The sequence below is a fragment of the Sphingomonas sp. PAMC 26605 genome (genome assembly GCF_000241485.1).
Lineage (GTDB): Bacteria > Pseudomonadota > Alphaproteobacteria > Sphingomonadales > Sphingomonadaceae > Sphingomonas.
Window position 1 is genome coordinate 770,198 of the sequence record NZ_JH584241.1, and the last position, 18,013, is coordinate 788,210.

At 68.0% G+C, this 18,013-nt stretch carries 19 protein-coding genes; 12 read left to right on the plus strand and 7 right to left on the minus strand.

What is annotated here, in order from left to right; translation table 11 throughout:
- Positions 1 to 84: 84 nt before the first annotated feature.
- The 5 genes from RH90_RS03390 to RH90_RS03410 all read left to right on the plus strand — a co-directional run bounded on the left by RH90_RS03390 (position 85) and on the right by RH90_RS03410 (position 5,239).
- Positions 85 to 669, plus strand: coding sequence for an NADPH-dependent FMN reductase (locus RH90_RS03390; protein WP_010183888.1), 585 nt, complete (start codon positions 85 to 87; stop codon positions 667 to 669).
- Between the two features lie 12 nt (positions 670 to 681).
- On the plus strand, positions 682 to 1,824 hold the full coding sequence (locus RH90_RS03395; protein ID WP_010183889.1) for a glycosyltransferase family 4 protein: 1,143 nt from the start codon (positions 682 to 684) through the stop codon (positions 1,822 to 1,824).
- Between the two features lie 64 nt (positions 1,825 to 1,888).
- The gene (locus RH90_RS03400; protein WP_010183890.1) at positions 1,889 to 3,292 is read left to right on the plus strand and encodes an NAD(P)H-dependent flavin oxidoreductase; all 1,404 of its coding nucleotides are present in this window, start codon (positions 1,889 to 1,891) and stop codon (positions 3,290 to 3,292) included.
- A gap of 73 nt (positions 3,293 to 3,365) precedes the next feature.
- A complete protein-coding gene (locus tag RH90_RS03405; RefSeq protein ID WP_010183892.1) occupies positions 3,366 to 4,322 on the plus strand; it encodes a polysaccharide deacetylase family protein in 957 nt (318 codons plus the stop codon).
- The gene (locus RH90_RS03410) at positions 4,319 to 5,239 is read left to right on the plus strand and encodes a GNAT family N-acetyltransferase (protein WP_010183893.1); all 921 of its coding nucleotides are present in this window, start codon (positions 4,319 to 4,321) and stop codon (positions 5,237 to 5,239) included. Before RH90_RS03405 ends, RH90_RS03410 begins: the two co-directional genes overlap by 4 nt.
- Here the strand turns inward: RH90_RS03410 and RH90_RS03415 are convergent.
- Positions 5,236 to 5,796 carry a hypothetical protein gene (locus tag RH90_RS03415; RefSeq protein ID WP_010183894.1) on the minus strand — a complete coding sequence of 187 codons (561 nt, stop codon included), beginning with the start codon at positions 5,794 to 5,796 and terminating at the stop codon, positions 5,236 to 5,238. The genes RH90_RS03410 and RH90_RS03415 overlap by 4 nt on opposite strands.
- Positions 5,797 to 5,906: 110 nt before the next feature.
- Here RH90_RS03415 and RH90_RS03420 point away from each other — a divergent pair, with 110 nt between their 5' ends.
- The 5 genes from RH90_RS03420 to bla all read left to right on the plus strand — a co-directional run bounded on the left by RH90_RS03420 (position 5,907) and on the right by bla (position 10,492).
- A complete protein-coding gene (locus RH90_RS03420) occupies positions 5,907 to 6,266 on the plus strand; it encodes a hypothetical protein (RefSeq protein ID WP_010183895.1) in 360 nt (119 codons plus the stop codon).
- 49 nt (positions 6,267 to 6,315) lie between these two features.
- Entirely contained in the window at positions 6,316 to 6,942 is a 627-nt protein-coding gene (gene recO / locus RH90_RS03425) for a DNA repair protein RecO (protein WP_010183896.1), read from the plus strand.
- Positions 6,943 to 6,987: 45 nt separating this feature from the next.
- A complete protein-coding gene (gene leuB / locus RH90_RS03430; protein ID WP_010183897.1) occupies positions 6,988 to 8,040 on the plus strand; it encodes a 3-isopropylmalate dehydrogenase in 1,053 nt (350 codons plus the stop codon).
- Positions 8,037 to 9,137 carry a glycosyltransferase gene (locus RH90_RS03435; RefSeq protein WP_010183898.1) on the plus strand — a complete coding sequence of 367 codons (1,101 nt, stop codon included), beginning with the start codon at positions 8,037 to 8,039 and terminating at the stop codon, positions 9,135 to 9,137. The genes leuB and RH90_RS03435 overlap by 4 nt, the downstream gene beginning before the upstream one ends.
- Positions 9,138 to 9,568: 431 nt before the next feature.
- Positions 9,569 to 10,492 carry a class A beta-lactamase gene (gene bla, locus RH90_RS03440; protein WP_232280294.1) on the plus strand — a complete coding sequence of 308 codons (924 nt, stop codon included), beginning with the start codon at positions 9,569 to 9,571 and terminating at the stop codon, positions 10,490 to 10,492.
- 225 nt (positions 10,493 to 10,717) lie between these two features.
- Here the strand turns inward: bla and RH90_RS03445 are convergent, their stop codons facing one another.
- The 6 genes from RH90_RS03445 to RH90_RS03470 all read right to left on the minus strand — a co-directional run bounded on the left by RH90_RS03445 (position 10,718) and on the right by RH90_RS03470 (position 16,276).
- Positions 10,718 to 11,254, minus strand: a complete 537-nt coding sequence (locus RH90_RS03445; protein WP_029625003.1) for a YybH family protein — start codon at positions 11,252 to 11,254, stop codon at positions 10,718 to 10,720.
- Positions 11,255 to 11,315: 61 nt separating this feature from the next.
- Entirely contained in the window at positions 11,316 to 12,077 is a 762-nt protein-coding gene (locus RH90_RS03450) for a winged helix-turn-helix domain-containing protein (RefSeq protein WP_010183901.1), read from the minus strand.
- A 203-nt stretch (positions 12,078 to 12,280) separates the two neighbouring features.
- Positions 12,281 to 12,721: a hypothetical protein gene (locus tag RH90_RS23315; protein ID WP_157134511.1), complete on the minus strand. Its 441-nt coding sequence runs from the start codon at positions 12,719 to 12,721 to the stop codon at positions 12,281 to 12,283.
- 102 nt (positions 12,722 to 12,823) lie between these two features.
- The gene (locus RH90_RS03460; RefSeq protein ID WP_029625005.1) at positions 12,824 to 13,171 is read right to left on the minus strand and encodes a hypothetical protein; all 348 of its coding nucleotides are present in this window, start codon (positions 13,169 to 13,171) and stop codon (positions 12,824 to 12,826) included.
- A gap of 13 nt (positions 13,172 to 13,184) precedes the next feature.
- Entirely contained in the window at positions 13,185 to 14,672 is a 1,488-nt protein-coding gene (locus RH90_RS03465) for a L,D-transpeptidase family protein (RefSeq protein WP_010183904.1), read from the minus strand.
- 296 nt (positions 14,673 to 14,968) lie between these two features.
- A complete protein-coding gene (locus tag RH90_RS03470) occupies positions 14,969 to 16,276 on the minus strand; it encodes a phospholipid carrier-dependent glycosyltransferase (RefSeq protein WP_010183905.1) in 1,308 nt (435 codons plus the stop codon).
- 93 nt (positions 16,277 to 16,369) lie between these two features.
- Here RH90_RS03470 and RH90_RS03475 point away from each other — a divergent pair, with 93 nt between their 5' ends.
- Entirely contained in the window at positions 16,370 to 17,575 is a 1,206-nt protein-coding gene (locus RH90_RS03475; protein WP_010183907.1) for a trans-sulfuration enzyme family protein, read from the plus strand.
- The gene (gene apaG, locus RH90_RS03480; RefSeq protein ID WP_010183908.1) at positions 17,572 to 17,970 is read left to right on the plus strand and encodes a Co2+/Mg2+ efflux protein ApaG; all 399 of its coding nucleotides are present in this window, start codon (positions 17,572 to 17,574) and stop codon (positions 17,968 to 17,970) included. Before RH90_RS03475 ends, apaG begins: the two co-directional genes overlap by 4 nt.
- The last annotated feature ends 43 nt before the right edge of the window (positions 17,971 to 18,013 follow it).

Genomic DNA, 18,013 nt, shown 5'->3' on the forward strand with positions numbered 1-18,013 from the left:
TCGCGCTATCAGCGTCCGCTCCCGGCGATAGCGCGCGCCCACCCCCAGCCCCTCCCGCAAGCGGGAGGGGAGGAGAAAGATCCGATGACACCTTCCCCAACCCTCGTCATCGCCGGCAGCCTGCGCCCGACGCGCATCTCCCCCAAGATTGCCGCCTGGATCGCCGCGCTCGCCCGCGAAACCACCCACGCCGCGTTCGAGACCGTCGACCTCGCCGACTGGCCGCTCCCGATGGACGACGAACCGGGCATGCCGCAGACCGGCCACTACACCCACGACCACACCCGCGCCTGGAGCGCGAAGATCGCCGCCGCGCCCGGCTTCGTCTTCGTCATGCCGCAATATAATGGCGGCTATCCCGCCCCGCTCAAGAATGCGATCGACCATCTCTACCGCGAATGGGCCGGCAAACCCGCGCTGATCGTCACCTATGGCGGCCACGGCGGCGCGCGCGGTGGCGAGCAACTCGCGCAGGTGTGCAGCTTCGTGAAGATGCAGCCGCTCGAGACACGCCCGGCGCTCACGCTGCCGCGCGAACGGATCGAGGCGAATGACGGGCAGGTCGACCCGGCAACCGTATTCGCCGCGCAACGCGACGACCTGTGCGCGGCATTGCGCGAATATGCAGCCGCGCTCGCAACAGATGACGCCGCTGTCATTTCGCGCTAACGCCGCGCGGAAATGAGCCGGCCCGTCAACATCCTGCACTTGCACTCGACCTTTTCGCTCGGCGGCAAGGAGGCGCGCGCGGTGCGCCTGATGAACGCATTCGGCGACCGCGCGCGCCACACGATCGTGTCGGGCATGGACGGCCAGTACGGCGCGCGCGACGCCATCGCCAAGGGCGTCGATTATGAGATCGCGCAAGATCCGCCGCCGCTGACCGGCTCGCCCTCGGTCAAGCGCTACGAGGCGATCGCGGCGTACATGCGCCGCTTCGACCTCGTGCTGACCTACAATTGGGGCGCGATCGACGGGGCGATGGCACGGCGCGTGTCGTCGAAGGGCGTGCCGCCGCTGGTGCATCACGAAGACGGCTTCAACGCCGACGAAGCCAAGGGCCTCAAGGCCGAGCGCAACATCTATCGGCGCTTCGCGCTGACCAAGGCCGCTGCGCTCGTCGTCCCGTCCGAGACGCTCGAAGACATTGCGCTCAAGACCTGGAAACAGCCGCGCGAGCGTGTCCACCGCATCGCCAACGGCATCGCCACCGCGCGCTACGCGATCCCGCCCAAACCCAATGCAATCCCCGGCTTCAAGCGCAAGCCCGGCGAACTCGTGATCGGCACGCTCGCTGGCCTGCGCGAGGTCAAGAACCTGCCGATGCTGGTCCGCGCGTTCGGCGGCCTGTCGACCCGCGCGCGGCTGGTGATCGTGGGGGAGGGGCCCGAGCGCCAGGCGATCCTCGATGCCGCCGAGCGGATGGGCGTCGCCGACCAGCTCGTGATGCCGGGCTTCCTGCCCAACCCGCACGAATATATCGGTCTGTTCGACATCATGGCGCTGTCGTCCAGGTCCGAGCAGTTCCCGATCTGCGTGCTCGAAGGCATGGCGGCGGGGCTGCCGATCGTCTCGACCCCGGTCGGCGACGTGCTCAGAATGGTCGTCCCCGAGAACAGCAGCTTCATCGAACGGCGCGACCAGGAGGTGCTGATCCGCGACGCGCTCGAATCGCTCGCGCAGGCGACGCCCGAAGCACGCAAGGGGCTCGGCGAGCTCAACCGGCGCAAGGCGGTGGCCGAGTATGACGAGGCCACGATGATCGCGCGCTATGCACAGCTCTATGGCAGCGTTATCGGACGCCCCGAAGCGTTTGCCGATTAGCGATTTGCCCGATCGGGCGTCCAAAGCGTATAACAGAACGTAAGTTAAGTCGGAGGCCGTCACGTTGTTCACTGGTTTGAAGCCCATCGTCTATGGCGGCCGCGAGGTCTGGCCGCTCGTCGAGGGCGGCAAGGGCGTCGCTGCGACCAATCATGCGAGCGCGGGCGCCTGGGCGGCGGCGGGCGGCATCGGTACGGTGTCGGCGGTCAATGCCGACAGCTATGACCCCGACGGCAAGATCATCCCGCAGGTCTACAAGGCGCTGACGCGGCGCGAGCGCCACGAAGAGCTAATCGAATATGCGATCGAGGGCGCCGTCCAGCAGGTTCGCAAGGCGTTCGACATCGCCGGCGGCAAGGGCGCGATCAACATCAACGTGCTGTGGGAAATGGGCGGCGCGCAGCGGATCCTGCACGGCGTGCTCGAGCGCACGCGTGGCCTCGTCGCGGGCGTGACCTGCGGTGCGGGCATGCCGTACAAGCTGTCCGAGATCGCGGCGTCGTACGAGGTCAGCTACCTCCCGATCGTCAGCTCGGGCCGCGCCTTCCGCGCGCTGTGGAAGCGCGCTTACTCGAAGGCGGCCGACTGGCTGTCGGCGGTGGTCTATGAGGATCCGTGGCTCGCAGGCGGGCATAACGGCCTGTCGAATGCCGAAGACCCGCTGATGCCGCAGGACCCGTTCCCCCGGGTGAAGGCGCTGCGCGAGACGATGCGCGAGGGCGGGATCGCCGACAGCGTGCCGATCGTCATGGCGGGCGGCGTCTGGTACTTACGCGACTGGTCGAACTGGATCGACAATCCCGAGCTCGGCACGATCGCCTTCCAGTTCGGCACGCGCCCGCTGCTGACGCAGGAAAGCCCGATCCCTGCAGAGTGGAAGGCGCGGCTGACCAACATCCAGGAAGGCGAGGTGCTGCTGCACCGCTTCTCGCCGACCGGCTTCTATTCGAGCGCGGTGCTCAACCCGTTCCTGCGCCACCTGCAGGCGCGCTCGGAGCGCCAGATCGCCTTCTCGACGCAGAGCGCGGGCGATCACACCTACCAGCTCGACGTCGGGGTGAAGGGCAAGAACTTCTGGGTGACGCGCGGCGACCTGCTGCGCGCGCGGCAATGGTTCGGCGAGGGCTTCACCGATGCGCTCAAGACGCCCGACAACACGCTCGTCTTCGTCACCACGGCCGATAAGGGCGTGATCCGCAAGGACCAGGCCGATTGCATGGGCTGTCTCAGCCAGTGCGCCTTCTCGTCCTGGTCGGACACCGAGACCAATTCGACCGGCCGCCTCGCCGATCCACGCAGCTTCTGCATCCAGAAAACGCTGCAGGACATCGCCCACGGTGGCGATGTCGAGCAGAATCTGATGTTCGCCGGCCACGGCGCGTATCAGTTCAAGCGCGATCCGTTCTACTCGAACGGCTTCGTGCCGACCGTCAAGCAGCTGGTCGATCGCATTCTGACCGGGGATTGATACCCGGCAGCACCACAATGCGACAAACGGACTTTGCCAAATCTTTACGCCCGGCGCGCTATCGCTGGGCGGGATGACAACGCCCGTTTTCCTGACGATCGACACCGAAGTGATGTGGCGGCATCACAGCGACGGCCTCGCCAGTGCCGACATCTTCGCGCGCTCGCTCGAGCCGGCGGGGGTCGGCGTCAGCTACAAGCTCGATACGCTCGCGAAGCACGGGTTGAAGGCGTGCTTCTTCGTCGATCCGATGCCGGCGATGACCTTCGGGCTCGCGCCGCTGCGCGCGATCGTCGGGAAGATTCTCGCCGCGGGGCAGGAGGTGCAGCTCCACCTCCACCCCAACTGGACGAGCGCGGTATCGGGCGATGGCGGCGCGAGCGCCTCGCGTTTCGAACTTGCCGAATACAGCTTCGCCGAACAGCGCGCGTTGATCGCCGGCGCGACCGACCTCCTCGTCGCGACCGGCGCGCCGCATCCGATCGCGTTTCGCGCCGGATCGTACAGCGCCAATGCCGATACGCTGCGCGTCCTCGGCGAACTCGGCTTTACCTATGACGCGAGCCACAATGGTGGCGAACATCCCTGGCCGAGCGCGATCGATCTGCCCGCGCGCCACATCTCTCCGCTGCTGCGCGACGGCGTGATCGAAGTGCCCGTGACGGTGATCGAGGAACGCCCCGGCGCGCTCCGCAATTTCCAGATCTGCGCGCTGTCGGTCGGCGAGATGCGCGCCGCGCTCGACCATGCCGCGCTCCACCGCCATGCCGCGGTGAGCATCGTCAGCCATGGCTTCGAACTCGCCAATCGCGCGGGGACGCGGCCCAACACGGTGCATGTGCGGCGTTTCGAAGCATTGTGCGGCCTGCTCGCCGAGCGGGCCGAGACGATGCCGACGGTGCATTTCGCCGACCGCCCGGCGCTCCGGCTCGAACAGAACGACGCGCCGCTCGCCCCCGATCCGCTGCGCACGCGCTGGCGCCAGGCCGAGCAATTATGGTCGAACATGGTGGCCGAGCGCGCGGCATGACGCCGCCTGCCGCGGAGCCGGTGCGGCTGCGCTTCCAGATCGGCGCGCGCACGCTTGGTTCGGTCGCGCGGCGGCTGGTGCGGGTGTCGCCGTCGCTCGACGCGATCGTCGCGGGCGCGCTGCCGGTCCTGCCGCCGCTCGACCGCGTCGCCCATGGTTATGCCGTGACCTCGCTCCCCGAACGCGCCCTCGCGCCGCTGCGCCGCGCCGCAGGCAGGATGCTGTGCTATGAGCGCCAACGCTATCCGCGGCACTACGCCGATCTGACGATCGGCTTCGCGGCGTATCAGGCGGCGCTGTCGGGCAACACGCGCTCGGGCCTCAAGCGCAAGACCCGGCGGCTGGCCGAGCTGTCGGGCGGTACGCTCGACGTCCGGCGCTACCGCAGCCCCGCCGAACTCCAGGCCTTCCACGCGGTCGCGCGGCGGATATCGCAACGGACCTATCAGGAGCGCTTGCTCGGCGGGGGGCTGCCCGACGATGCGGCCTTCCGCAACAGCATGGCCGAGCAGGCGGCGGCGGGCCATGTGCGCGCGTGGTTGCTCTACATCGCGGACGAACCCGCGGCCTATCTTTACTGCCCGATCGTGGAGGGAACGGTGCGCTACGACCATGTCGGCCACGACCCGGCGTATAACGAGCTGTCGCCCGGCGGCGTGCTGATGCTCGAAGCGATGCGCGACCTCTACGCCGAGCCGGGCCTCGCGCGCTTCGATTTCACCGAGGGCGACGGCCAGCACAAGCGCAGCTTCTCGACCGATCGCGTCGCGTGCCGCGATGTGCTGCTGCTCCGCCCGACGCTCGCCAACCGCGCGACGATTGCGGCGCTGGTGGCGTTCGACCACGCCGCGCGATCCGCCAAGCGCGCGGTCGCGCGGCTCGGGTTGGAAAGCCTCGCGCGGCGCGTCCGACGCTAGCCGTCCTGCGCGAACACCCCGTAGCGCTCGCGCCACGCGGCGACTTCGTCCCACAGATGCGCCGGGGCGGGCGCGCCCGACAGAACGAGATCGGCGACCTCGCGATCGGGATGCATCAGCATCTTCTCCGCGCCGTCGCTGAACCAGACGGGCACGAGCTGATCGCACAGGCTGTCGAACACGGTCGCCGCCATCGCCGTGTCGATCGCCTGCCGCCCGGCGAGCGCGCGCACCACGATCGATACGCCTTCGAAGCAATTGCGCGGCGCGCGTTCGAAGTTGAGCGAGACGAGCAGCCCCGATCGATCGGGACGCGCGGCCTCGGGGAGCGCTGCGACCCGGCGCCACGCGCAGAACCAGGTGCGGCAGATATGCGGGCGCTCGGCATGGACGCCGCACCCTTGCGGGGTCAGATGCCGGCACGGCGTTCCACCCGGCTTCTGGAATTCGGGCGTATCGACCGTCAGCTCGACACAGCAGGCGACGCAATCGCCACAGGCGCGATCGGGCAGCAACGGGCCGAGCAGGGTGGTTTCGAGGGTCGCTTCTGTCTGCATCCGGGAAACGGGGTGCCCCGCCGCCGCGCGAAACACAAGGCAATGCGCGCAAGGCTGGCGTCGCTCCGCCCGCGCGCTATGGCGGAGGCCAAATCCGTCCGGAGCGCAGCATGACCGACCCCGCAACGCCATGGGATGGCGCCCTCGTCCGCACATGGCTCGAGCGTCGCGTCGCGGCCGCCAAGCTCGATCAGGCCGCGGCCGACCGGCGCGGCTATGAGGCGCGCGACGACTATGACAAGGCGGCGGCCGAGGAATGGGTGTGTCAGACGCTGCTCGCGCGGAGCGGTACCGACGAGCAAGCCGTGCTCGCCAAAGGGATCAAGGATCTCGTCGGTCAGGACGAATATCGCGTTGCGGGGATCAACGACGATACGCGTTTCGAGCGGCACGTGCGCGCCCAGCTCCGCAAGCTGGCGAAGATGACCAAGGAGAATGCGGGGTTCGGCAACACGCTGCGCTATCAATGACGGCATCCAGAACCTAGCCAATTTCCGGATCGACGCTAAACCCTGCGCGATGCACCTGCGCGTCGAAGCCCTGATCCTCGCGATCCGCCATCACGGTGAGCACGGCGCGATCGTGCGGGCGCTCACCGCCGAGCATGGTCTGCAGGCAGGCTATGTCCGCGGCGGACGCTCGACGCGGATCCGCCCGATCCTGCAACCCGCCAATCGCGTGATCGGCGAATGGCGCGCGCGCACCGACGATCAGCTCGCCAGCCTCACGGTCGAGCTCGTCACCAGCCGCGCGCCGCTGTTCGCCGAGCCGCTCGCCGCGCTCGCGCTCGAATGGGCGACGACGCTGACCGCCACCGCGCTCCCCGAGGCGCAGCCCTATCCGCGGCTCTACGCCGCGCTCGATGCGACGATCGCGGTGATCGAGGCGGCCCCCGCCGCGCGCGGCTGGGCGCTGGCGCTCGCGCGCTACGAACTGCTGCTGCTCGCCGAGCTCGGCTACGGGCTCGAACGCGAATCGCTGCCGCTCGCGCTGACCACCGGGCAGACCCCGCATTGGGACGAGATCTTCGCAGCGCTCGCGCTCACCGGCGAGGCGCTGGCGCGCTCGATCCTGGTCGATCGCCGCGCGGTGACGCTCGATGCCCGTGCGCGGTTGGTCGATCGGCTGAAAAGGGCGGTTGCGTGACGCGCTTCGGCTCGGCATTGGCGGGCGATTGAAGGGAACTGCACCTTGGCACTGATCGCGATCCTCGCCGGCGACGGCATCGGCCCCGAAGTCACCACGCAAGCGCGCCGCGTGCTCGAAGCGCTCGGCCTCGACCATCAGTTCGAAGACGGCCTGGTCGGCGGCGCCGCGTATCGCAAGCTCGGCCATCCGCTCCCGCCGCAGACGCTCGAACTCGCACACCGCGCCGATGCGATCCTGTTCGGCGCGGTCGGCGATCCCGACATGGACGGGCTCGAACGCGCGCTGCGCCCCGAACAGGCGATCCTCGGCCTGCGCAAGGCGCTCGGCCTGTTCGCCAACCTGCGCCCCGCGACGATGTTCCCGGGGCTCGAAGACGCCTCGGCGCTCCGCCCCGAAGTCGCGCGCGCGATCGACATGGTGATCGTCCGCGAGCTCACCGGCGACGTCTATTTCGGCGACAAGGGCCGCGGCCACACCAAGATGGGCTTGCGCGAAGGCCATGACATGATGCGCTACGACGAGGCCGAAGTCGCGCGCATCGCGCGCGTCGGGTTCGAGATGGCCGCACGCCGCAAGAAGATCCTGACCTCGGTCGACAAGGCCAACGTGCTCGAAACCTCGCAGCTGTGGCGCGAGATCGTCAACGAGGTCGCGCTCGATTATCCCGAGGTGAAGCTCACCCACATGTACGTCGACAATGCCGCGATGCAGCTGGTGCGCAACCCCGGCGCGTTCGACGTGGTGGTGACGGGCAATCTGTTCGGCGACATATTGTCCGATCAGGCGAGCATGTGCGTCGGCTCGATCGGCATGCTCCCCTCGGCCTCGCTCAACGAATGGACCGGCACGTGCGGGCTGTACGAGCCGATCCACGGCTCGGCGCCCGATATCGCGGGTCAAGGCAAGGCCAATCCGTGCGCGGCGATCCTGTCGGCGGCGATGCTGTTGCGGCATTCGCTGTCGGATGAAGCCGCGGCGCAGCGGATCGAGGCGGCGGTGATCGCGGCGATCGCCGGCGGTGCGCGGACGCCCGATCTGGGGGGCACGCACACGACGACGGCGATGGGCGACGCGGTGCTGGCCGCGCTGCAATGATCCCTCGCCTCGAGCTCGCGGTCGTCATTCCGACCTTCAACGAGCTGCGCAACGTGCCCCTGCTGATCGCCAAGCTCGACGCGGCGCTGGCCGGGCGCGCGTGGGAGGCGATCTTCGTCGATGACGACAGCCCCGACGGCACCGCGCAGGCCGCGCGCGAGCTGGGCGTAACCGATCCGCGCGTGCGCGTGATCCAGCGGTTCGGGCGGCGCGGCCTGTCCTCGGCGTGCATCGAGGGGATGTGCGCCACCGCCGCGCCCGTCGTCGCGGTGATCGACGGTGACCTGCAGCATGACGAGACGATCCTGCCCGCGATGCTCGACGCGCTCCAGGCCGATCCGGCGCTCGACGTGGTGATCGGCTCGCGCTTCGTCGCGGGCGGCGGGACGGGCGACTGGGACCAGGACCGCGTCAGGAAATCGGCGCTGGCGACGCGGCTGTCGCGGCGCGTGCTGAAGGCCGATCTGAGCGACCCGATGAGCGGCTTCTTCATGCTGCGCACGCAGATCGCGCGCGAGCTGATCCCGCATCTTTCGGCGATCGGCTTCAAGATCCTGCTCGACATCATGACCGCGAGCCCGCGGCCGCTGAAGTTCCTCGAATTGCCCTACACCTTCCGGCTGCGCACCGAGGGCGAGAGCAAGCTCGATTACGTCGTCGCGATGGAATTCCTGATCGCGCTCTACGACCGGCTGTTCGGGCGGATCGTGCCGGTGCGCTTCGTGATGTTCACCGGCATCGGCGCGCTCGGGGCTTTAGTGCATCTCGTCGTGCTCTATGCGCTGTATCGCAAGGCGGGGGTGGCGTTCGTCTCGGCGACGGTCGTCGCGGTGGTGCTGGCGATGACCTTCAACTTCTTCCTCAACAACGCGCTGACCTATCGCGAGCGCCGCCTGAAAGGCGCGCGCGCGCTGCTCGACGGGTGGATCTCGTTCTGCCTGGTCTGCTCGGTCGGGGCGGCGGCGAATGTCGGCGTGGCGTTCTTCCTGTTCCGGATGGAGCATGGCACCTGGGCCTATTCGGCGGTGGCGGGGCTGCTCGTCGCGGCGGTGTGGAATTATGCGCTGTCGTCGCGGTTCGTCTGGGGGCGGTATTAACGGGGCGATTCAGAGTCGGCGGCAGCGGGGACCGGGGTGTCGGAAAGCCGCCGTTCGCGTTGATCGCGCAAGCGCCTAATTCGGCCTTTTGCCAAGGTAGGCCATTACTCTTTGAAGCAGTAGCGCACACCTCTCTCTGGCTCGCTCGCTACCCGCCTGATACGATGTTTGTCGGTCCCAAGAGGCTTCCAACGCCAGCGTAAGAACTGGCAGATCAATCGATCCGGCGCTCGCGTTCATAAGGGTTGGTAGCTGTTCCATGATAGGAAAATCACTTAAAGTGCCAATGTCCGCAAGCGGTTCGCGCTGCTGCGGCCACAGTGCCGGATGACGATGGGATGACAATACGCATGCAGAAGACGCGTCCGCCGCGGCCGAGCCGTCCGACGTGGAGCGGGCTCGCGCTTGCGAGGGGGCCGTTGACACCGGCCTTGCGCGAAGCGCCGTCTCATCTCGCCGCACCGCAGCGCGATGTCCCGCATGCTGCCGCGACCACCGACCGTCGCGGCTTCGTCCTTTCGGGCGCGTCGCTTCTGCTGGCCGGCGGTGGCCGGGCGCGGAAGCCTGGCGACGACGCGGCGCTCGCCGCGCTCGAGCAGCGACATGGCGGCCGGCTCGGCGTCTATGCGCTCGATCTGGCGACCGGGCGCGCGCTCTCGCACCGGGCCGGGGAGCGCTTCAAGCTGATGAGCAGCTTCAAGGGGCTGCTCTCCGCGCTGATGCTGTACGAGGTGGCGCACGGCCGGGACACGCTCGATGCGGCTGTGTCGTTCGGCGCATCCGACCTGATGGACGCGTCGCCCGTGACGGAGGCCAACGTCACGCGCGGCAGCATGACGGTCCGCGAGCTCTGCGCGGCGATCATGTACCGCAGTGATAATGCCGCGGCCAATCTGCTCATGCGGCGCGTGGGCGGGCCCGCCCGCGTCACCGCCTTCCTCCGCGCGATCGGCGACCGCGTCACGCGCGTCGATGCCTATGAGGGGCATCTCCTGGATCGGCCGCTGCCCGCCGACAGCTCGACCCCGCGCGCGGTGACCGAAACGATGCGCCGGCTCATGCTGGGGTCGGTGCTCTCGGCCGCGGACCGGCGACAATGGGAAGGCTGGATGGCGGGCAATGTCGTCGGGCGGTCGCGCCTGCGCGCGGCCTTCCCGCGCGCTTGGACCGCGGGGGACCGAACCGGCACCGCGGACGGCATCTGCAACGATTTCGCGTTCGCCAGACGTCCCGGAACCGCGCCGCTGCTGATCAGTGCCTATTATACGGCGCCGGGGCTGGATATGCCGGCACAGGAGGCGGTGCTCCGGGCGGTGGCGCGCCGGGTGGTCGCGTGGCAGCGGGCGGCCGCGTGACGCAGCGGCACCGACGATGCGGAGGCGGCGAGCGCCAGTAAGCGGAACTGCGGTCGATGACGCGTCGGACCGCTGCCGCGGCCGTCCGCCAGCGTGCATGCGGGTTCTTCAGGATACGGTCGCGGCCCAGGGGAACGAACTCCTGCCGCATGCGGTGCAATTGCCCCGACGCGGCGAAACCGCACGCGCCCAGCCAGGCGAGCGGTCTCGCTCGTGTCGATCGGTCTATGAGCGCGGCGGGTTCGACGAATAGATGATCGAGACGATCCTCCAGCCATCGCTGCCCTTCACCAGCTGCCAGCTCTCGCTGCCCCGATTCTGTTCGGTGCCGTCGATGCGGAAACTAAAGTCGAACGTGACAGTGGCGATCGCCCCGTCGCTGCGCACCTGCAGTTTGGTGTGCTGCGGATCGAGCCGCGATGGGCTCGTGGCCACCAGCCTGACGAACGATTCGACGCTGCCCGGTTTGACCTTGCGCGCATCCGGCGTCTTCGCGCGCGCACGTTTCAGCCCGTCGTCGGACAGCACCGTGAACCATGCGGTGCCGGTGGGTTCGAACAAAGCCGCTAGCCGGGGAGCATCATGCGATACGACCGCCTGGTGATAGGCCGCGATCAGGTGGTCGACATCGACCGTGTCGTCGGCTATAGACGCCATGGCCGGGCTTACGGATAGGATCAGCACGCCCGCGGCAAAGGCGCGGAGCGATCGGTGCAGAATAGGGGACATCGGCGCATTCCTCGTTTGAGAGGTGCGCTGCATGCTGCGCGGCGAGGCGATGAGCGACTAAAGAAACCTTAAAGATCGCGCGGATGTGCGGCGTTCAGCGCAGCAGGATCGGTTTGAGCGTCGCCAGCTTCGCGGTCGTCTGACGCGCCAATGCTCCGCGCGGACCGGCCGCGAAAGCCGACCACAGCACGCGGCCCGATGTGCGATCTGTCGCGCGCATCGCGAGTTCGGGCGCGCCGTTCCACAGGATCAGCCGAGACGTCAGCACGACCCGCTGGCCATCGGTCTCAGGGGGGGGCGCGGCCGGGATGACGCGACCGCCGATCCTCACCGCACCATCGATCACGACCGGGCTTAGCGCAGCCGCGAGCGGCCCCAGAGCGGGGGTGCCGGTATCGTTCCGGACGGGCTCGACGACGAGCTCGACAGGATGCGGCGATGGTCGGGATAGCGCTACGCCTAGGCCGAGCACCCCCAGCGCCGCGGTTGCGGCGAGCGCCGTCCGGCCAACAGGCCACGACCGCGGCAGCGGCGCGGGCGGCGGTTGCGAATCCGCGTCGGCAAGGCGGTAGCCGCGCTTGTTGATCGTGACGATGTGGCATGGCGCGCCCGGATCGTCCTCCAGCGCGCGGCGCAGACTGCCAATGACAACTGCGACGCTGTTCGAGCTGACCGAGCGGCCGTGCCAGATCGCGTCGATCAACGCTTGCTTGCTGACGATCTCACCCCTGCGCCGACAGAGCAGGTCGAGCATCCGCGCGGCGCGGTCCTCGAGACGCTGCATGTCGTCCCCGTCGCGCAGGATCGGTTCGGTCGGATCGAAGCGCCAGCGGCCAATCTGATAGATTACGGCCATGCCGGCAGCTCCTCCTCGACACCGAAGCCTCCGCCCCCTGCGCCGAAAATCGCACTCCGGCAACCGCGGCCATGGCATCGCCGATGGTCGAGCCGACCGGGCGCGGTGGCTCAGTCCGGCTGGCAGCGGGCCGGCTTGGGGGGCATTTAGCGGCAGTGCCTTTGAAAAAGGGTAGGCCAGATGCGTATTGAAAACTCGCGAGGTCAGTGATTGATGCCATACCAAGCGGTGCCGAACGCCACCTCGACGAGCGCGTTCCGCGCTTCGCCATCGACATAGCAGCCGATGCCCATCACGAGTTGATAATATTCGAAGAAGCGCGTTAGAAACGCGCGCGTATTGCCCAAGCCTTCAATCTCGTTCGAATCCCACGCATCGGACCAGATCACTGCCCAAAGGACGACATTAGGACATTGGTCGGGAGCGATCCGTTCTGACTCCTCTTCCGTGGCAGGCCGCGTTGTTCTGGAACAGGAGCAGAGGATCAGGCTTTTGCGATCAGCGTTCCGACTGATGTCCTGTGTTGCATGTCGCAGGTACAGCGTGTCGCCGTCACGACCAGTGCTCAGCCTCAGGAAATAGCCGGTATCGCCACAAGCCGTTTCGCCGTTCGGGGACGCGCGAAAGAAGGTCTCAGCGCTCATCTTGCGGCCCCACCCGGTCGATGGTCGATGACGCCATCGGTCAAATCGACGCCGCGCCGCTGTCGCTGTCGCATTCTCGGGGTGGCGGCTGATCGGTCTGCGCTAATTATTTTCGGTCGGCACCGCCGGAGCGGCCTGATTTGTCGAATCGCCGCGCGTCGTGCGTGCCGTCATGCCGGTGGCGGAGGCGTCGTCCATCAATTGTTCGTCCGGCGCCGGCGGTGGTGCCTTTTCGGGCAGCGCAGCCGTCGTGTTGGTGTCGGCGGTCCGCGTCGGCTCGGGCGCGGGCGCGCGCGTCTCGGGTGCTGTCGGGGTGGCTTCGGGGGTCGGTTCCGCGCGCGTCTCGGTGACATTGTCGGCGTGCGTCGGCGCCTCGGCCGATTGCGAGCAAGCCCCGAGAGCGGCGATCAGCAGCATCGCCGTAAGGGTGCGGGGAAATTTCGGGGTCATCGTCATCCTCTCCTCAGCGTACCGCCAGGGCTTGCCGCGCGGACCGGGCCGCAATCTTGGTCGCGAGCGTTCCGTCCCACCCATAGGGGTCGGTCCGGAAACTGACCTGGCCGTCCGCATTCGCAAACGCCGTCCAGTACAGCAGATAGACCGCGACCGGCGCCGCCAGCTTCGCGCGTACCGTCTTGCCCGCTTCCACCGTCGCATCGACCGCGTCCGCCGACCATTCGGGCGTGCCGTCGAGCAGCCGCTTCGCCAGGTCGCCCGGCTTTTCGAGTCGCACGCAGCCATGGCTCGCCAGGCGATCGAAGCGCGCGAACCCCGACTGCGCTGGCGTGTCGTGCAGGTAGACCGCGAACGGGTTGGCGAAATCGAACTTGTACTTGCCAAGCGCGCTATGATCCGACGCTTGCTGGAGCCGCTTGCCACCATCGCCGGTGTCGATCACCCGGAAGCCGTGCTGCGCGAGATAGCCGGGGTGCGCCTTCTCCTTGGGCCATAGCTCGCGCGTCGCGATCGTCGACGGCACGTTCCACGGCGGATTAAGCACGATGCTGTGGATCTGCGAGGTCAGCATCGGTGTCTCGTCGCCGGGGCGCCCGGTCACCGCCTTCATCGACATGACGGGCACGTCGCCGTCGAACAGCGTCAGCACCGCCGCGGCGATATTCACCTGGACGCGGTTCTTTTCGAGTTCGGCCGGCAGCCAGCGCCAGCGCTCCATGTTCGCCTTGATCTGGCGAAGCCGCGCATCGACCGGCACGTTGAGCGCGGCGAGCGTTTGCGCCGCGGCGATCCCGGTCGGATTGAGTCCGTAGCGTCGTTGCGCGCGACGGACCGCATCGACGAGCGCCGCGTCGAAACGATCGCCCGTCGGTGCCACTTGCGTATCCTCGAGCGCGAGCCGCTGCCGCAGCGCGGCGACGCGCGCGCCGGTGTTGCCGATCGTCAGATCGGGACCGGCGCTCAGCGCCTCCCAGCCACCCGCCGCCGCGATCGTCCGGTACCGCGCGAGCGCCGTCACCAGCGCATCATAGCCCGCATATGGCGGCGGCAGCGACGCGATCCAGGCGGCGAGGCGGTCGTGCTCGACCGCGTCCTTGAACGCCGGCAGCGGGTCGTACGCTGCGGGCCGCATCGCCCAGTCCCGGTCGAAATCGGTTTCGGCGAGCCGGCCGGCATGTACGGCATGGGCATGGTCGAGCGCGGCACGGACGAGACGGTCGTTGTCGGGTTGATCGCTCGACGGGTCGTCGGCGAGACCCTGTGCCACGATGTCCTTGCGAAGCATCAGCGCGAGCGCGCTGGCTTGCGCCGGGCTCAGCTGCGGCAACGGGGTGGACGGCGCCGCCTGGATGATCGGCGACGGCATCGGCGGAGCGATGCCGGGCGGCGCATTCTGCGCGATGGCGGGCGATGCGGCGAGCAGGGCCGCTAAAGCGACGTAGCGCGTCGCGTGCGATCCGCGGCGGTGGAATGGCGGGGGTGTGCGATGCGTCATTGTCATGAGGGCTGCCCTACACTCCGGCGTCGCCGACTGCATCGGTTATCTTGCTCGCGTTCGCGCCCTTCGCGTGGCGTGCCCGGGCGCTTCGCCGATCGACCTAGGGCGGATCGTCGCTGGCGGATGGACGTGGCGCTGTCCTACAGCGCAGCACTTATGGTATGAGCAAGCGGCTCTTTGAAATCGTCGAACCCGAAGCGAATGCATCTGCGCAAAAATGGAAACGATCGCCGTTGTAAAGAACACGTCTTGGGGTCAATCGAGTCAAGCTGGTGGTCCGCTGCCCAGACCCCTCAAACCCAGCTCGGAAACCACGTCCACGCCCGGAACGCCTTCGGCCCCCACAGTGGCAGCGCCGACAGGATCGGATAGAACACCACGAACAGGGCGACTGCCGCGCCGAGCACCGCCATGTCCCATTGGCGCCCGCGCCGGAATCGGTCGAGCGCGACCGCGAGCGTGACGCACAGGAAGATGCTCGGCAGATAGTAATAATAAAAGAAGCCGAGTGACTTGGGGATGACGATCCACACGACATAGCTGCCGATCCACAGCCCCGCCGCCGCGAGCAGCCGCAGCTCGCGCCCGCGCACCCCGCGATACAGGCACGCCGCGACCGCGACGAGCCCGCCCCATAAGACGACGAGGTTGCCGATCATCAGCACGCCGCGCCATGCGCCGTCGGTGCGTTCGTAGAGATACCAGATCGGGCGCAGCATCAGCGGCCAGCTCCACCAGCGCGACTGATAGGTGTGCGACGGCAGTACCTGCGTCTGCTGGCCGTACATCGTCAGCTGGAAGGGGAGCAGCGTGCGGAGCGTCAGCGGCTCGATCGTATAGAAGAAGGCCGGCGCGAAGGTCGCGAAATAGGTCGCGATGCTCACCGTGCCGAGCAGCAGGATCGCGGGGATCGCCGCCATCCCCGGCCAGTGGCGATGCCGCCCGCGCGCCGGCTGCGCGTTGAGCGCGGCATAGACCGAACGCCCGCTCTGCCGTGCCTCGGCCAACCGCACGACCAGGAAGCCAATCGCGGCATAAGCGACGAACGGCGCCGCAATCCACTTCGCCGCGACCGCGAGGCCGAGCAGGACACTGCCCAACATCCAGCGACTCCACGCACCGCGGGGCGTTTCGGCGCGCATCGCCCACAGCAGGCTGGCCGTCCCGAGCAGCGTGAACGCCGCCATGAAGCCGTCGAGCATCGCGATCCGCGCCTGGACGAAGACGGTGAAATTGAGGAGCGTCAGCAGCGCGCCGATCACCGCCGGCCGCACGCGCCCGAGCATCAGCCACACAATCGCGAACACGCCGAGCACCGTCGCGGTCCCCGCGAGCGTCGAGAAGAACCGCCAGCCAAGACTGTTGTCGCCGAGCAGCAGGATGCCGCCCGCGATGATCTCCTTGCCGAGCAGCGGATGCTCGATGTTGCGCGGGCCCGCCAGCGCGATCAGCGTGCGCGCGGCGGGGACGTAATGCACCTCGTCGAACATCAGCTTGGTCGGGACGGTGAGGCGGAAGCTGAACAGCGCCTGCGCGAGCAGCGCGATCAGCGCCGCCGCGCGATAGGGACTCGTCGCGGCTTTGGGGGGGAGGGCGCTCACCCGCCTTTCTATCCAGCCGAACAGCTCGGCTTTCAAGCGTGCAGACGCGCACCCCATTGACGCGCTGCCCTCGCCCCCGGCAAAGCAAGGCCCATGAAACGTCGCACCGGCCAAGACCAGAGCATCACGCGCCAATGGCGCCCCGCCACGCAAGCCGTGCGCGGCGGCACCGCGCGCAGCGAATGGGGGGAGACCTCCGAAGCGATTTTTCTCACCTCGGGCTATGCCTATGATTGCGCCGCCGCCGCCGCCGCCCGCTTCGCCGGCGAGCAGCAGGGCATGACCTATTCGCGGTTGCAGAACCCGACGGTCGAGATGCTCGAGGGGCGGATCGCCTTGCTCGAGGGTGCGGAAGCCTGCCGCACGATGACGACGGGCATGGCGGCGATGACCGCGGTGCTGCTGTGCCAGCTGCAGACCGGCGACCATGTCGTCGCGGGCCGCGCGGCGTTCGGCTCGTGCCGCTGGCTGGTCGATACGCTGCTCCCCAAGTTCGGCATCGAGACGACCGTGGTCGATGCGCGCGATCCGCAAGCGTTCGAGGATGCATCGAAGGCCAACACCAAGGTGTTCTTCTTCGAGACCCCCGCCAACCCGACGATGGACGTGGTCGACCTGAAAGCCGTGTGCGACATCGCCCGCGCGCGCGGCATCACCTCGGTGGTCGACAACGCCTTCGCCACGCCCGCACTGCAGCGCCCGATGGAATTCGGCGCCGACGTCACCGCCTATAGCGCGACCAAGATGATGGACGGGCAGGGCCGCGTGCTCGCGGGCGCGGTGTGCGGGACCGAGGATTTCATCACCAACACGCTGCTGCCCTTCACGCGCAACACCGGGCCGACGCTGAGCGCGTTCAACGCCTGGGTGGTGTTGAAAGGGCTCGAGACGCTCGACCTGCGGATCCGCCGGCAGAGCGAGAACAGCCTCAAGGTCGGCGCCTTCCTCGAAACGCGTGTACCGCGGATGCTCCATCCGGGCCTTGCGAGCCATCCGCAACACGCGCTGGCGATGTCGCAGATGGACGCATGCGGGCCGATCTTCGCGTTCGAAGTCGCCGATCGCAAGCAGGCGCATGGCCTGCTCGATGGGCTTCAGTTGGTCGATATCTCGAACAATATCGGCGACTCGCGCTCGCTGATGACGCACCCCGCCTCGACCACGCATTACGGTGTGGCGGAAGATAAACGGCTCGAGATGGGCGTGACCGAGGGGCTGTTACGGTTGAACGTCGGGCTCGAGGATCCGCAAGACGTGATCGACGATCTCGACCAGGCGCTGACGGCGGTGGGTCTGTGAAGGCGCTGTTCCCGTACGTCGCGGAGACGCGCGGGGTGATCGTCCGCGTCGCGGTCAGCTTCCTCCCGGAACAGTCCGAGCCGGCGCGCGGGCGGTGGTTCTGGGCCTATCACATCCGCCTCGAGAATGTCGGCGCGATGAGCGTGCAGTTGCTCACGCGCCACTGGGTCATCACCGACGGCCGCGGCGCGCGGCATTCGGTCGAGGGCGAGGGCGTGATCGGCGAGCAGCCGATGCTCGCGCCGGGCGAGAGCTTCGATTACGTCTCGGGCTGCCCGCTCGCGACCTCGACCGGGTCGATGCTCGGCAGCTACCGCATGATCGGCGAGGACGGGTCGAGCTTCGACGTCGACATCCCCAAATTCGCCTTGCTCGCGCCGGCGGTGGGGGCGTGAGCGTCTGCTTCTTTCTCCCCTCCCGCTCGCGGGAGGGGCTGGG

Bases quoted from the DNA above. Each gene is read 5' to 3' on its own strand.
- RH90_RS03445 (WP_029625003.1), bottom strand. From the start codon at position 11,254: ATGCAGCGCACCTCTCAAACGAGGAATGCGCCGATGTCCCCTATTCTG.
- recO (WP_010183896.1), top strand. From the start codon at position 6,316: ATGCACCTGCGCGTCGAAGCCCTGATCCTCGCGATCCGCCATCACGGT.
- RH90_RS03420 (WP_010183895.1), top strand. From the start codon at position 5,907: ATGACCGACCCCGCAACGCCATGGGATGGCGCCCTCGTCCGCACATGG.
- RH90_RS03390 (WP_010183888.1), top strand. From the start codon at position 85: ATGACACCTTCCCCAACCCTCGTCATCGCCGGCAGCCTGCGCCCGACG.
- RH90_RS23315 (WP_157134511.1), bottom strand. From the start codon at position 12,721: ATGAGCGCTGAGACCTTCTTTCGCGCGTCCCCGAACGGCGAAACGGCT.
- RH90_RS03405 (WP_010183892.1), top strand. From the start codon at position 3,366: ATGACAACGCCCGTTTTCCTGACGATCGACACCGAAGTGATGTGGCGG.
- RH90_RS03475 (WP_010183907.1), top strand. From the start codon at position 16,370: ATGAAACGTCGCACCGGCCAAGACCAGAGCATCACGCGCCAATGGCGC.
- RH90_RS03450 (WP_010183901.1), bottom strand. From the start codon at position 12,077: ATGGCCGTAATCTATCAGATTGGCCGCTGGCGCTTCGATCCGACCGAA.
- RH90_RS03410 (WP_010183893.1), top strand. From the start codon at position 4,319: ATGACGCCGCCTGCCGCGGAGCCGGTGCGGCTGCGCTTCCAGATCGGC.
- RH90_RS03465 (WP_010183904.1), bottom strand. From the start codon at position 14,672: ATGACGCATCGCACACCCCCGCCATTCCACCGCCGCGGATCGCACGCG.
- RH90_RS03460 (WP_029625005.1), bottom strand. From the start codon at position 13,171: ATGACCCCGAAATTTCCCCGCACCCTTACGGCGATGCTGCTGATCGCC.
- RH90_RS03415 (WP_010183894.1), bottom strand. From the start codon at position 5,796: ATGCAGACAGAAGCGACCCTCGAAACCACCCTGCTCGGCCCGTTGCTG.
- RH90_RS03395 (WP_010183889.1), top strand. From the start codon at position 682: ATGAGCCGGCCCGTCAACATCCTGCACTTGCACTCGACCTTTTCGCTC.
- RH90_RS03435 (WP_010183898.1), top strand. From the start codon at position 8,037: ATGATCCCTCGCCTCGAGCTCGCGGTCGTCATTCCGACCTTCAACGAG.